This window comes from Thermobaculum sp. T2p (genome assembly GCF_059335935.1).
The window spans coordinates 32956-46589 of the sequence record NZ_JANZYQ010000010.1; the positions used below are offsets into that span (position 1 = coordinate 32956).

General features: G+C 47.5%; 13 protein-coding genes. 3 read left to right on the top strand and 10 right to left on the bottom strand.

What is annotated here, in order from left to right:
* Positions 1-6: 6 nt before the first annotated feature.
* The 7 genes from N2245_RS05375 to N2245_RS05405 form a co-directional block, all read right to left on the bottom strand.
* Entirely contained in the window at positions 7-684 is a 678-nt protein-coding gene (locus N2245_RS05375; RefSeq protein ID WP_494535700.1) for a PHP-associated domain-containing protein, read from the bottom strand.
* A 39-nt stretch (positions 685-723) separates the two neighbouring features.
* Entirely contained in the window at positions 724-1584 is an 861-nt protein-coding gene (locus N2245_RS05380) for a carbohydrate ABC transporter permease (protein WP_494535701.1), read from the bottom strand.
* On the bottom strand, positions 1581-2519 hold the full coding sequence (locus tag N2245_RS05385; protein WP_494535702.1) for a carbohydrate ABC transporter permease: 939 nt from the start codon (positions 2517-2519) through the stop codon (positions 1581-1583). The genes N2245_RS05380 and N2245_RS05385 overlap by 4 nt, the downstream gene beginning before the upstream one ends.
* 67 nt (positions 2520-2586) lie before the next feature.
* Positions 2587-4155, bottom strand: a complete 1569-nt coding sequence (locus tag N2245_RS05390; protein WP_494535703.1) for an ABC transporter substrate-binding protein — start codon at positions 4153-4155, stop codon at positions 2587-2589.
* Between the two features lie 563 nt (positions 4156-4718).
* Positions 4719-5585, bottom strand: coding sequence for an LLM class F420-dependent oxidoreductase (locus N2245_RS05395; RefSeq protein WP_494535704.1), 867 nt, complete (start codon positions 5583-5585; stop codon positions 4719-4721).
* A 35-nt stretch (positions 5586-5620) separates the two neighbouring features.
* Entirely contained in the window at positions 5621-6184 is a 564-nt protein-coding gene (locus N2245_RS05400; protein WP_494535705.1) for an ankyrin repeat domain-containing protein, read from the bottom strand.
* A gap of 110 nt (positions 6185-6294) precedes the next feature.
* Complete coding sequence (locus N2245_RS05405) at positions 6295-7425, bottom strand: inositol-3-phosphate synthase (RefSeq protein ID WP_494535706.1); 1131 nt, start codon at positions 7423-7425, stop codon at positions 6295-6297.
* A gap of 178 nt (positions 7426-7603) precedes the next feature.
* On the opposite strand from N2245_RS05405, the gene N2245_RS05410 reads away from it, so the two are divergent.
* The 3 genes from N2245_RS05410 to N2245_RS05420 all read left to right on the top strand — a co-directional run bounded on the left by N2245_RS05410 (position 7604) and on the right by N2245_RS05420 (position 11191).
* A complete protein-coding gene (locus tag N2245_RS05410; protein WP_494535707.1) occupies positions 7604-8647 on the top strand; it encodes an NAD-dependent epimerase/dehydratase family protein in 1044 nt (347 codons plus the stop codon).
* 150 nt (positions 8648-8797) lie between these two features.
* Complete coding sequence (locus tag N2245_RS05415; RefSeq protein ID WP_494535708.1) at positions 8798-9034, top strand: hypothetical protein; 237 nt, start codon at positions 8798-8800, stop codon at positions 9032-9034.
* A gap of 75 nt (positions 9035-9109) precedes the next feature.
* Positions 9110-11191, top strand: coding sequence for a hypothetical protein (locus N2245_RS05420; protein ID WP_494535709.1), 2082 nt, complete (start codon positions 9110-9112; stop codon positions 11189-11191).
* Here N2245_RS05420 and N2245_RS05425 read toward each other — a convergent pair.
* The 3 genes from N2245_RS05425 to N2245_RS05435 are packed head-to-tail and all read right to left on the bottom strand — an operon-like array spanning position 11188 to position 13593.
* Entirely contained in the window at positions 11188-12645 is a 1458-nt protein-coding gene (locus N2245_RS05425) for an MptA/MptB family glycosyltransferase (protein ID WP_494535710.1), read from the bottom strand. The genes N2245_RS05420 and N2245_RS05425 overlap by 4 nt on opposite strands.
* Positions 12642-13121: a hypothetical protein gene (locus tag N2245_RS05430; RefSeq protein WP_494535711.1), complete on the bottom strand. Its 480-nt coding sequence runs from the start codon at positions 13119-13121 to the stop codon at positions 12642-12644. The genes N2245_RS05425 and N2245_RS05430 overlap by 4 nt, the downstream gene beginning before the upstream one ends.
* The gene (locus tag N2245_RS05435; RefSeq protein ID WP_494535712.1) at positions 13114-13593 is read right to left on the bottom strand and encodes a flavin reductase family protein; all 480 of its coding nucleotides are present in this window, start codon (positions 13591-13593) and stop codon (positions 13114-13116) included. The genes N2245_RS05430 and N2245_RS05435 overlap by 8 nt, the downstream gene beginning before the upstream one ends.
* Positions 13594-13634: the final 41 nt, after the last annotated feature.

Sequence of the window (13634 nt, forward strand, 5' to 3'; positions counted from 1 at the left end):
CGTGAATCACAGCCTCTTCACCTTCCTGGCTATCTTCGCCCACGTACTAGCTAGATGAACAGGCCAAGGACTTAGCCTAGCCTCAGTAAGCACAGCCAGTCTTACAGACATAAGGAACTCATCTGCGTTCGAGAAATGACTCAATAAAGTGATACCCGTCCCCACCTCAGGATAAGTATGCGCATCCGATCCAGCTACGATCGGAATACCTTGGGAGGCGGCATAGATCTCTGCCCTGGTATTATCCTCAGGCTTAGTAGTCCTGGAATTGAAAGCTTCTATGACATCCACCAGATTTTTTCTTATTAGCCTTTCCAAAGCCTCTGTTTTGAGTCTGCTATTGCGCAGGCTATCAAAGGGGTGCGGAACACTTACTATCCCCCCTTGCGATTTGATCTCTATTGCGGTCTCTTCGGCTGACAATCCCTTGGGTATATGGCGTTTTAGGAAATAGCCTATTAACTCTCCCTCATGAGTCTTGATCTCCTCTCCTACAATAACCATAAAAGGAGCTATAGAGGCTACTTCAAAGGCACCGCCTATCTCGTTATGGTCAGTTATCGCCAGGACTTCTATTCCCTTTTCAATGCACACCTGAACCAGCCTGTCAGGTCGCATCAAGCAATCACGAGACCAACTGGTGTGGCAGTGTAGCTCAGCTCTAACAAGTTTATCTGTTGACATACCTAACTATGTTATGGCAGAGACACACCAGGCGTCAAACTAACCCTTGATCGAACCAGCTGTTAGCCCCGCTATGATTCTCCTCTGGAAGATAAGAGTGAGTACTATCAGCGGCAGGGTGACTACCAGTGTTGCTGCCATTATCTGTCCCCAGGGGACTGCGAAGTTACTTGTAGCAGCATTCTCGGGAGTGAAAGCCTGTAGAGCGAAGGTTATGGTTCTCTTTTGCGGGGTCTGTATGAAAGAGAGAGCGTATAGGAATTCATTCCAGGCTGCGATAAAGGCTAACAATCCAGAAGTTACTATGCCGGGCGCAGCTAGAGGTAACAGCACTAGTCTAAAGGTCTGGAAAGGCGTAGCGCCATCCACGTAGGCTGCCTGCTCTAATTCCTGAGGCATGCTCCTAAAGAAAGTAATTAGCACCCACACTGTAAACGGCAAGGTGAATATTAGGTAGGTAAGTATCAAAGCTCCCAAAGTATCGAATAGGTGCAAGAAGTTTACTAATTGGAACAGAGCACTAAGTACGGCTATCTGCGGGAACACCGTCATGGATAAAATTATGTACATTACCGGTGTGCGCCCCCTGAAATTAAACCTACCAAGGGCATAAGCTGCTAATGACCCTATAGCCAATGAGATGATAGTGACCGAACCTGCAACGATCGTAGAGTTGAGAATAGCGCGCAGGAACAAGTCATTGCTGAATATAGCCCTGAAGTGCTCCAGCGTAGGCCTGCTTGGCCAGTAGCTTACTGGCGTTGAGAAAAGCTCGCCGGTGGGAGTAACGGCAGAGCGCAGAGCCCAGTAAAAAGGGAACACCGTGTAGACTATGATCACTGCCACGAGCAAATAGAATAACAGCTTAGTTATTACCTTCCAAGATCTCGAACGGCTCATTGCTCAACCTCCACACCAAGCGTAGTAACATACGCCACGACAAATATGCCAATGATTATAAATATGAACATGCTTATAGCTGAGCTGTACCCCACATCCTGAAACTGCACTAGGTAATTCTGCACATACACCGCCATAGGCATCCTGCTCTGGTCATTACCGAACATCACGTAGAAAACATCAAATACCCTCAATGCGTCAAGCGTACGGAATATCAAAGTAACCGCTATTGCAGGTCTAAGTAGAGGCAAAGTTATCTGGAAGAAGCGTTGCCAAGCAGTAGCACCATCCACAGTGGCAGCCTCGTAGATATCGTTGGGGATAACCTGTAGCCCAGCTAGTAACAGCAAAGCCACGAAAGGCGTAGTCTTCCAGATGTCTATAGCGGCTACAGAGGGGATAGCTAAGCTAGGTACGGCCAAGAAGGCCACGTTATGATCCAGGATGTGCAGCTTGTTAACCAGAAGGTCATTGATAAAGCCGTATATATCGTTGTACATCCATTTCCACATCATGGCCGATACCACGGTAGGTATGGCCCAGGGCACAAGCATAGCAGCCCTCATGAAACCTCTAGCCTTGAACTGGGAATTGACTACAAGGGCTATTATCATGCCCAAAACGAACTCGAAAGTAACGGTGATAACTGTAAAGAGCACTGTGTTCCAGACCGTGTGCCACCATATGCTGTCATGTATGAGCCTTACGTAGTTATCCAGGCCTATAAACTTTGGAGGCGTTGGGCTGAGCAGCTGTGCATTGGTCAAGCTCAGCCAAATAACCTGAATCATTGGCCAGGCAGCCACTATAGCTACCACTAAAAGGGTAGGTATGAGAAAGAGCCAAGCTACTCTGGCTTGTCGACGCGCCAGTGCGCTGTTTTCCTGGCTGCTTTTCTCCTGTCTTGCCCTGGCCAACCTTATTTGTTGTGCCATTATGTAACCTCCGTGAGGGCAGCCAAAGGGCTGCCCTCGTGTTTGGAAACCGTTAGCAAGTTTATTTCTAGCTGCTACCTACCAAGCTCTGTAGCTGCTGAGCCACCGTAGGCAGTACAGTCTTGGCATCAGCTCCATTTTCTATGTTATGTACGCCTTGATAGATAGCGTTGGACCCTTGGTTATACTTTGTTCCAAGCTGCGCGGAAGGTCTCGCAACTCTGGTAGCTTGCACCTTTAGGAAAGGTCTCTGCTCCACTATCTCAGGGATCTCTGACACCCCTGGCATAGGAGGAGCATAGCTACCTGCTATCGCCCGCCAAGCCAATACTTCGGGGCTGGTCAAGTACCTGACGAATTCGATGGCTGCTTCCTGATGCTGAGAGAATTTAGATATACCCAAGGATTGCCCACCTATCGTGGCCGCATGGGGTTGGCCCGAACGTGCTGGGAGAGCAGTAACATCGAACTTACCACGCACCTTGGAATCTTCAGCGGAAGCTAGTGCATACACATACGGCCACTGCCTGCAGAAAAGCGCAGAGCCTGACACAAAGGCGTTAGCAGAGTCATCCTCTTGATATGTAGTAACGCCTCTAGGAGCTATACTCCCCACCCATCCCCTTACTCTGTTCAGCATATCAACGGCATTAGGATTGTTTATCGTTACCTTACCATTCTGGTCTATGAATGTCCCTCCACCAGTAGATACTAGCCATTCCAATGCGTTACAAGTCAAACCCTCGTAAGCTTGGCCCTGCCACACGAAGCCATAGAAGTTTCTGTTGCCAGCCTGCCTTTCGGCGTCCATCACCTGCTTGGCATACTGCTCAAGCTCATCCCAAGTAGCAGGTGGGTTATTTATTCCATACTTCTGCAGCAGGTCTTTACGATAGTACAGCAGTCCGAAGTCAGTGAACCAAGGCATGGCAACCAAAACATTATTAACTGTACTTGCTTGTATAGTGCCCGGATACATCATCTGCGCCCTATCTCCCAGACTATCGCTCAAGTTCAGGAGGAACGGCGCAAACTGCGGTGGCCATATCACATCCAGCAAAAGCACATCACCATTAGGTGACTTGGCCTGGAATAGACGGCTATAAGTCTGGAACTGCTGGTCCGCTGCCTTGGGTCTAGGAATGACCTTCACATTTATACCGGTCTGTTCTTTGAACTTGTTGGCAGCGGCCACGTCAAAGTCATGACCTGTGCCTACAGAGTCTCCGTAATAAGTGATTGTCTGTCCAGAGTACCTCTTAGCGTCTTCAGCATTAGGTACATCCGGTGCCTCTTTGGGAGAAGTTGGAATACTACTTATATCGATGGATAAGCCTCGACCGGCGGTACCTGTAGGACTTACTGGAGGGGTCGCCTCCCCTGATATAACGGTCTCAGTAGGTCCTACCACTGGGGTTGGGCTTGCACCCACCGCAGGTGTAGAAGTTACCCCCATAGATGCCGAGGGTTGGGATGGGCTGGGACTAGGTCCAACACCTGTGGTCGGAGTCTCAGAACCACCTCCACCACAAGCTGCCAATAGATCTGCACCTACAACAGATGCGCTTCCGATAGCAAGTAATCGCATGAACTCACGACGATTAAGCCTTTGACCATTTTTCTCGGAACGTTTCATAATCCAACTCCTTTCTAGATCCGTCCGATTTTTCACAGTCGGGTTAACAACTACGGCCCGACTTACAGATAGCCTTAGATCACCTCCTTTTGGCCTCAACAAAAGCCCATGCTCTTTTTACTCAGCAGATACCGTACCATGAGTACTCAAATATGTGAAAGATATAATTTTATAGGCAGATGTCGCTATCCTATCCTTTTCCCAAGAAAAGCTCCTAAGTTTTTGTGATTATTCAGATGGGGAGGTAGTTTCTAGCAGAGTAATCATCGCTAGCCGTTTTTACTGTGTCGAACCTTTTCGCTTGTTCGAATCGCCGGATCGAAATGCCCTGCACAAAACTTCTAGGTTAGAAGACACAATCAGTGCAAATCTTTACCTGGTAAGCGCTTAGAGCTCACAGAGATCATGCTAATTGATATCAAACCAGACCTCTCACGATCTGGACTCTCATTACCAGAACTTCTAAAGCATCTGGCTTTTGGATAAACGGCAGGGAGGTAAAACTCTAAGGAAAGCTTACCATCAGCTATCATGGCTTAAGAGCATGTCATAGGCTAGCGAAACTAGAATCCTACAACTTCCTTGAAATGACGTATGGCATTTATATGGTCCTGTGGTGAGGATAAGCCTGCCCTCATGGTGTTTACAGATATGTGAGTAGCTCCTAGCTTCTCCCAACCCCTGAACTGTGCTACCCAATCATCTTCAGATAGGCCAGCAATAGTGATGCGAGCCTCTATACCAAAATCACTTGGGTTCCTGCCCTCATCTTGTAGGTAACTTCGAAGCTTAGAAAGGGCTTCTTCAGCAATCTGGTTAGGAGGCATCTGAGGAAACCAGCCATCGGCCATCCTGGCAGCCCTTCGCAGGAGCACGTCCGCAGACCCGCCCATCCATAGTGGAATAGGTCTCTGTATAGGAAGCGGATTTATACCAGCTTCTGTTATATGGTGATATTTACCATGGAATGTCACAACCTTCTGGGTCCAGAGCAGGCGCAGTACCTCAACCTGCTCTTCTATACGCCTACCCCTGTTATGAAAATTCATTCCAAGAGCTTCATATTCTACGTAATTCCAGCCAACACCAACACCTAGCCTCAGACGTCCGCCGCTGAGAACATCGACTTCAGCAGCTTGCTTGGCAACAAGGGCGGTCTGCCTCTGAGGGAGGATTATGACTCCAGTTACCAACTCCAGCTTTTGCGTGACGGCAGCAAGGTACCCAAATAGCACAAACGGTTCATGAAACGGATCATCTATAGAATAGCTTCCCCTCCAATCAGGTCTGTTGGTAGGATCTGCTCCCAAGACATGGTCGAACACAAGAAGGTGATTATACCCCAGATCTTCCGCTGCCTGCGCATAGTCCTTTATCAACTGGGGATCATTACCAATCTCTATCTGAGGGAAAGTAACACCAACCTTCATCCTACAAGGTCTCCCTTTCAAAATAAGCAGTTAGCCTATGCTACATCCAGGTACATCTGTAGGAGATCTGCCGCAGCCTGTCTGTTTGCATTCAATGCCATGTCGAGAGGAGTTTGTCCTTGTTTGTCCCTTACATCGATCCTAGCACCATACCGAACCAGGATATCTATAATACGCGTATCCCCATTCTGAGCAGCTATGTGCATCGCAGTATGGCCCATACCATCCTGGGCATCTACGTATGCCCCCTTTCTTATAAGCATAGCTACTACCGCAGCATTCCTCCCATGCGCAGCTGCATGTACAGGCATGTACCCCTTTTCGTTCAGGGATTCCAGGTTGAGATTTGCACCCCTCTGTATCAGAAGTTCAACTACGTGGACATGGCCTGAGAAAGATGCCAAGTGCAGCGGGGTCCACCCATCATGGTCAAAGCTGTCTATCTTGGAAGGAAATAAATCTAATAGGTTTTGAACTATTTCTATCTGCCCAAAGTTAGCTGCTTTATGAAGCGCCCAAATGTCCAGGAAGCTAAGAGTAGCTACACCCTTAGGTGAACCCACATAAGAGGCTGCATCCAACCTTTCGGCTACACGCATTCAAAATATCCTCCAGTTTTGACTATGCACAAAGTACACTTATAGTAGTCAATTTGCAACTAAAGGAGTTGAGGGAGTTGAAGCTGCTTCAACTCCCTCAACTCTGAGATCTATATCTTCTCAGCTGTATCTACAGTAGTTTTGAAGGGCAAGCAGGTATCATCCTTACCCTCTATGAAATCCTCGGTCATTCGACGTGCTACATCATCATGGTACTGTACTGGCGGGCTCTTCATGAAGTACGCGGATGGACCAGCTATCGTGCCAGCCAATCCTCTATCAAGCGCCAACTTTGCACACCTCACAGCATCTATTACGACGCCAGCGCTGTTAGGGCTGTCCCAAACCTCCAGCTTGAGCTCCAGGCTGATGGGTGCCCCACCAAAGATGGTGCCTTCCATGCGAATGTGGCACCACTTGCGGTCCTCAAGCCAGGGAACGTAATCGCTTGGACCAACATGTACATTCTTCTCATCCAGCTTGCTGTGTTCGAGCTGGCTAGTTACAGCGTTAGTCTTGGATATCTTCTTGCTCTCCAAGCGATCCCGCTCCAGCATGTTGTAGAAGTCTGTATTACCACCGAAGTTCAACTGATAGGTGCGCTCTAGCTTAACGCCCCTTTCCTCAAACAGCCTCGTAAGGACCCTATGAGTGATAGTAGCACCCACCTGGCTCTTGATATCATCCCCAATTATGGGGAGTCCCTTTTCCAAAAATCTGCGCTGCCAGTATTCTTCCCGTGCGATGAATACAGGTATGCAGTTCACAAAAGCACAACCTGCCTCCAATACCTGCTCAACATACCACTTAGTAGCCATCTCACTGCCTACGGGCAGGTAGTTTACCACTACATCAGTACCGGTATCCCTCAGTATCTGCACTATGTTGGAGGTAGGTCCTGGTGCCTTCTCTATCATGTTGCTTAGATACTTGCCCAAACCATCGTGGGTCATACCCCGGTACACTGGAACACCTAGGTAAGGTACATCGGCAAACTTTAGCGTATTGTTGGGTGCTGCCCATATAGCCTCGCTCAGGTCCTTACCCACCTTTGTGGATGCCACATCGAAGGCTGCGCTGAACTCTATGTCCCTTATGTGATAGCCCCCAAGATTGACATGCATAAGGCCGGGGACCCACTCATCCTCCGGAGCATCCTTATAGTAATGCACTCCCTGCACGAAAGCAGAAGCACAGTTACCTACACCTATGATCGCTACTCTAACTTTCTTATCGGCCACTTCATTCCCCCTTTACCTGTTTTTACACACATACAACGGAGTGTAAGCATGTGAACTCCGTATTGTCAAGGCATGCACTTATATAACGCATCGTATGTGTAACGGTTATGGTATGTTATCCATGGAACCTAAGAACAGACACGCAGTACAAGATTAGCAAGGAGCACGACAGACAGTCATGAGCAGCGAGAAAGTATTGATAACCGGCGGAGCAGGATTTTTAGGGATTAACCTTGTTCGTCACCTTCTGCGCAAAGGATTTACAGTAGCATCTCTTGACATCGCCGAATTCGATTATCCTGAGAGAAATCAGGTAGAGGTAATAAAGGGAGATATCCGCGACAAAGCTCTACTCGACCAAGTAATGGTAGGTGTGGACTACGTGGTACATACTGCGGCCGCTCTACCCTTATATTCTCCGAAAGATATCTATACTACAGATGTCATAGGCACAAGAAACGTGCTGGAAAGTGCTTATACCCATGGCATAAAGAGAGTCGTACATATATCATCGACTGCAGTCTATGGAATCCCCGATCATCACCCTATAAAAGAAGAGGACAGGCTGGAGGGTGTAGGTCCATATGGCCAGGCCAAGATACAGGCTGAGATGATATGCCTGGAGTACAGAGCAAAAGGCTTGATAGTGCCCATAATAAGACCCAAATCATTTGTAGGACCAGAGCGCCTGGGAGTCTTCGCGCTGCTCTATGACTGGGCATACACAGGCCATAACTTCCCTGTGCTTGGTAGCGGTCGTAATCGCTATCAGCTGTTGGATGTTGAAGATCTGTGCGATGCGATAGAGCTATGCTTGACACTTCCCGAAAATAAGGTCAACGACACATTCAATATAGGCGCTAAGATCTTCTCAACAGTAAGAGAGGATTACCAAGCGGTTCTCGATTATGCTGGCCATGGGAAGAAAGTCATCCCTATACCTGCAGCTCCCGCAATTCTCATCCTTAGGCTGCTGGAAAAGCTAGGCATATCTCCGCTCTACAAGTGGGTCTACGAGACAGCCCCCAAAGACTCATACGTCTCCATCGAAAAGGCCGAGAAACAGCTTGGATTCAAGCCAAAATACTCCAACAAGGAAGCACTTATAAGAAACTTCCAGTGGTATATCGACAACATAGACAAATTCCAAAACAAGAGTGGCGTCTCGCATAGGGTACCTTGGAAGCAAGGTGCGCTTAGCCTAGCCAAGCTCATCTTCTAATAATTTGGAAATAAATGATCTCTTGATCAACCAGATCAAGCACCTCCTACTCCTGGTAGGGGTTATGAGCTGGTACAGATATTGCTTTCACATCTGTACCTGGGAAAGAGCAGTATCATATTAGTCTATAAGGGGGTAGGAGAGATGAGCATGGAAGATGTTAATCAGAACGCACAGCAAATAACTGGAGTTTCTAACGTAGCTTATGACCTAATGTCCGTTCTACAGAACTTCCTAGAGGCTATGTCAGCTATAGAGGTCTATAAAGAAGATGCTGAGGAAGCGAACGACCAAGAGCTACTTGAGCTCTTCAACCGAATACAAAGTGATCTCGGCAGCTACGTGGAGAACCTCAAGCCATTGTTAGTAAGTAGGCTCCAATCCTAAATCCTGCTATTTTGAGATAATTACCTGGGGATATCACCTGCCCCAGGTAATTTTTGTTGCATATAATCATCAGTAGTGATTGAGAAGTTATTACTAGCTTATCTAGCAGCCCTAATCATCATAGGCTTACCAGGATATATATGGAGCAAGCTCCTCTTCCCATGTATAGACTGGGTCGAGAGGGTAGCAGCCTCAATAGCCATTTCGATTGGAATAGTTCCGGCTATTGCTCTGTTACTGGCCAGGCTGTTTGATACAGGAATAACCCCTGCTATTGCTTACACTTCGGTCATTCTTGCAATCGTAGCAGGTACCATGCTCTACCTGCTGCTAGGACCATCTCCCAAGCCCGAAATGCTCCCCTCACTGCAAATTAGACCCCCTAGCGTGCCCGCACTGGTCGGTATATCTACTCTTGCTATCGTGGCCTACGCAATGATCATAGGGAGACTGGACGTACAAAAATACTCTCCTCGAGTAGTGCCATTGGTCACAGCGATCGGGGTACTATGGTTCCTGGCTAAAGGTAGGCCTGCAAAGCTGTGGTGGGTTAAGTTTGAGCCTTCATATAAATCACGCGCTCTCAGCTACCTGCAGGGAATGTTAGTAATTCTCCTCTCTCTATTTAGAGGTTACTCTGGTCCGGTGCTTAGGGACTGGCCTTATATCCGGGGACATGATCAGTATGCTCATGCTATCATGACCAACCTTATGATTAGTCGGGGATACAGCAGAGATTATATGATCTATCCCCCAGGCTTTCATACCCTTACCGCCATCATCAGCCACGTTAGCCACCTTTCACCACTGGACATATATATCGTACTATCACCTGCGCTTATGGTCCTCCCAGCGCTTGGATGTTATGTACTTGCAAGCCGAATGATCGGCCCTCGATACGCCTTCCCAGCAGCCATATTTGCTTCCCTGGTGTTTGATAGCTCGTGGCTGTACTTGGTGGTAGGCATCTACGTTGATGTCATAACAGGCCAATTCCTGCTTGCCATGTTTCTGGCAACGGTTGCAACTATTGTCTGTAACAAGCTGCGGAAACTCAAAAGGCAAGCACTTTTGTTAGCGCTGCTTGGCTTTACCATAGTGCTTTACCATACAGTAAGCACTCTTTATCTGGCTATCGTAAGCCTAGCAGTAATAGTTCTACTGCTTCCGTATCTGCTGTGGAAAGATAGGCGGACTGCCGTCGCATTAGCGTCTTCCTTCCTGCTAATGGCAGTTCTATCTCTGCCTGTGCTATGGGAAACCTATGACCTTCCCCATGTAATAGCTTCTTTCTTAGGATCGACTGCCAAGAGAGGCGCAGCTCAACTGGCATCTAGCCTCCTGCATACCCAAATCCCACTGACCATAGCGAGATTACCTAACTATCTATCCCCAATAGGCTTTTGGATAGGGTGTACCGGGTTACTAATACTACTAGTATCACTTGTCTTTCTACCTCCCAGATATCGTCTTACTCTCGCTCTGTTGTTGGTATGGGGAATAGCATTTTTTGGAGCCGCCAGGACACCTACCAGTATTTCACCCTGGCGGTTTGACCGAGACACCGCAATTCCTCTATCTATTTTGTCAGCTGTAGCCTTGGTGGCGATGTTTGGGAAAGTACGTAGAGCTTGGGGCATACAGCTAGCAGCACTTACACTAATCATTTTTGCCCTCTTTACGGACATACAGCGAAACCTCTACTTTTCATCACTGCCATCTGGCTATCTAGTTATGAATCGTAGCATCGAAGCGGCAGCGGAATGGCTAAAGGAGCACAACGACGGCGGGAGGATAATAAGCACCCCATATATACACCACGCAGCTAATAACGCACTATTGGCCATAGCAGGTTACTCCGAACTGGAATCAGCCCCTGCAGATAACCTACGAGACCCCCGAACAGTTCTACCAGGGGAGCAGCAACAGGAGGTTAGCCTGTCTTTATGGGTGGTCACTCATCCGGATTCAGGTCGAACTATACAGATCCTGCAGCAATATGACGTCAGGTACATAGTGGTATTCGATGGTTTTGAAAAATATCTGGATGAGCCCTACAAAGAAACTATAAGCTCGGACATATTTCTGGACTATCCAAATCTTTACAGGCTAGAGTACCAAGGATATGGCGTGATGATATTCAAGGTTCTGGTTTAGCTAGACCTAGATACTAAACTAGTAACGGCCTCTCCTGCAATCGAAAGCCTTTTATCCCAAAAGATTCTTAGCCCATACTGTATGAGAGTGAATGAGACTGGCAGCAGGAATATCATCAGGACTCCCCAATAGAGCAGCTCGATGCCATCTTGTATCCATAAGTGCCTTACCCATATAAAAAGCCCATATACATAGAGCATACCTATGGACATAGATATAGCTCTGGCCCTGTGCCAGCTATTAATCAAAGCTGCTATAGCTACCAACCAGACGCCATACCAGTTCTGCACACTCCATGCAGCCAAAATAAGATACATGAAAAGACACTCGAACACAGCAAAAGGTAGGGATTCAGGGGACTTCCATACCACCCATAGAAGAATAAGCAGCACGATCAAGAAAACACCCCTACCGGTAAGCTTCACCCAAGAAGCAATATCTTGGTTCACCCTGTCTCCAGAGAGGAGGTTTATAAGTGCGCTAGCTGGAGATACCAGCATTATCTTATCCTGCTCGCGAATACTCTCGTAGATTGCCCATGGATTATAGAAAGGCCAAAAGGATATAAGCAAAACCACACAGCATAATACAACTCCAAACAAGATCCTCCGTAGATCTAATGACTTACGTAAGGACTGTGATCCCATGGCAACCAAGAAGATAGGCAGCAGAATAAAGGGGACGTATTTAACCATTGCCCCAGCCAACAACAAGGCAGGAGATACGAAACCAAAACCTCGCTGCCAGGCCAATATCGCCAGTAACACAAACACCAAAAATACTAGGTCATTGTGACCATTACCAGGTATCTCCCAAAGAACTAATGGGTTCCATAGAAACAGTAGCACCCCTAGAGAAGCACCTCGGGGAGAAGTCTCCCTAAGAACTAGGTAGATCAAGATGGCGCTAGCGATAGTGCTTAGAACAGCGAGTAGCTTGAACCCCGCTATGGCCCTCCCCATAGACTCACCGGATAATACAGTAATAGGTGCAGCTAACAGATTCCAAAGAGGGCCATAGACCGAGATGTTATCTCCATACTGCTGTGCAAACCTCACAAAGTGGTCAAAGAAGAACTTATTGGCAGGTGTGGTCATAGGATCCGCACCGTAGTGAGTAAAGACTCTAGATCTGGCAGCATACACAAAAACGTCTATTGCAGTGGTTGGATACATGAAGGCAAATGTAATCACCAATGCCACGCCGCAAATGAACACAGGATATCTAGCGCTATAGTTATCAACATGCGCGCAGGTAACTATTGCATAGGAGTAGACGAGGAACATACAGGTTATAGCCAACAGAAATTCCCAAAGACCTTGCTGGCTATGGCCTGACATCCATCCCATATCTGTAAGCTTGATATTCCCTATCAATGGATAGCGCAGGACGAAATATAAGGAAGGCAAGACCATGAGAAGCCCAGCGAACCAGAGTTTTCTAGTTCCGCTCAAAACTGACTCTCTCCTCTTGGGTTGCGGTTAGCAGGTATATCCAAATAATCAGAGCGGCGCTTCTCTTTCCTGTCAACTTCTGGGAGAATGTATCCTGGAAGCAACCTAGTCAATATACTCTTTAGCTCTCTGTGATAATAGGTATTGAGTACAACCTCATCGAACCCAGCATCTGCAGCACTGCTCAGGAGTTTCTGCTCATGCGCCGGAGCGAAAGCCAGAGTCTTAGATCCGTTTGACCTGGCGACTATATCGGATAATACAGAAACATCACATTGGGTCAGGTCCACCACAACAAGAGCTGGATTATACCTGGATAGTAAATCTAATAATTCCTCAGAAGAAGTCGGCTGCAACAGCTTGAACCCAGCTAGAGACAAAAAGTCCTCTAGATTAGCCCCGAAGTAGTAGCGCTTGATCAGCGCTACTACTAACCTCTCATTAGAGACTTGTCTGTTACGAAACCATCTAACCACTGTACTTGAAACCTGCCTCTGACAAAGTCAGAGGTCTCAAGTCCCTGCCGATTCCAGCGTTTACTACTTCACCCAACATCAAGGTATGATCACCTGCAGGAAGAGTTCCCACTAGCCTGCATTCTACCCATCCTGCCAACTCTTTCAAGATAGGGCTGCCAGTGACTTCACCAGGCCCCCACTCCACCTCTGATATCTTGTTGGGATTCTGCTTGGAAGATCTGCCCATTCTGCCTGCAAAATCCCGATAGCCTTCTGGAATAACATGTACCGCGAAAGCTCCAGATCTCTGTATCATGCCAATAGACCTGGAGTCGTTTTCCATCGAAAATACTACCATCGGAGGCTCAAAAGAAGCCTGGGATACCCAATTTGCAGTAAAGCAATTAGCTTCTTCACCATCCTTGACCGTGATTAGATAAAGACCGTACGTAAAGTTCCTCAACACCTGCTTCTTTACAGCTTGATCCATGAAGACAACTCCTCCTTCACATGGTACTCCAGCTAATGTTA

What these genes read in the sequence shown, in the direction of transcription:
- N2245_RS05410 (WP_494535707.1), top strand. Translation starts at nt 7,604, where the DNA reads ATGAGCAGCGAGAAAGTATTGATAACCGGCGGAGCAGGATTTTTAGGG.
- N2245_RS05385 (WP_494535702.1), bottom strand. Translation starts at nt 2,519, where the DNA reads ATGGCACAACAAATAAGGTTGGCCAGGGCAAGACAGGAGAAAAGCAGC.
- N2245_RS05380 (WP_494535701.1), bottom strand. Translation starts at nt 1,584, where the DNA reads ATGAGCCGTTCGAGATCTTGGAAGGTAATAACTAAGCTGTTATTCTAT.
- N2245_RS05435 (WP_494535712.1), bottom strand. Translation starts at nt 13,593, where the DNA reads ATGGATCAAGCTGTAAAGAAGCAGGTGTTGAGGAACTTTACGTACGGT.
- N2245_RS05390 (WP_494535703.1), bottom strand. Translation starts at nt 4,155, where the DNA reads ATGAAACGTTCCGAGAAAAATGGTCAAAGGCTTAATCGTCGTGAGTTC.
- N2245_RS05375 (WP_494535700.1), bottom strand. Translation starts at nt 684, where the DNA reads ATGTCAACAGATAAACTTGTTAGAGCTGAGCTACACTGCCACACCAGT.
- N2245_RS05415 (WP_494535708.1), top strand. Translation starts at nt 8,798, where the DNA reads ATGGAAGATGTTAATCAGAACGCACAGCAAATAACTGGAGTTTCTAAC.
- N2245_RS05400 (WP_494535705.1), bottom strand. Translation starts at nt 6,184, where the DNA reads ATGCGTGTAGCCGAAAGGTTGGATGCAGCCTCTTATGTGGGTTCACCT.
- N2245_RS05395 (WP_494535704.1), bottom strand. Translation starts at nt 5,585, where the DNA reads ATGAAGGTTGGTGTTACTTTCCCTCAGATAGAGATTGGTAATGATCCC.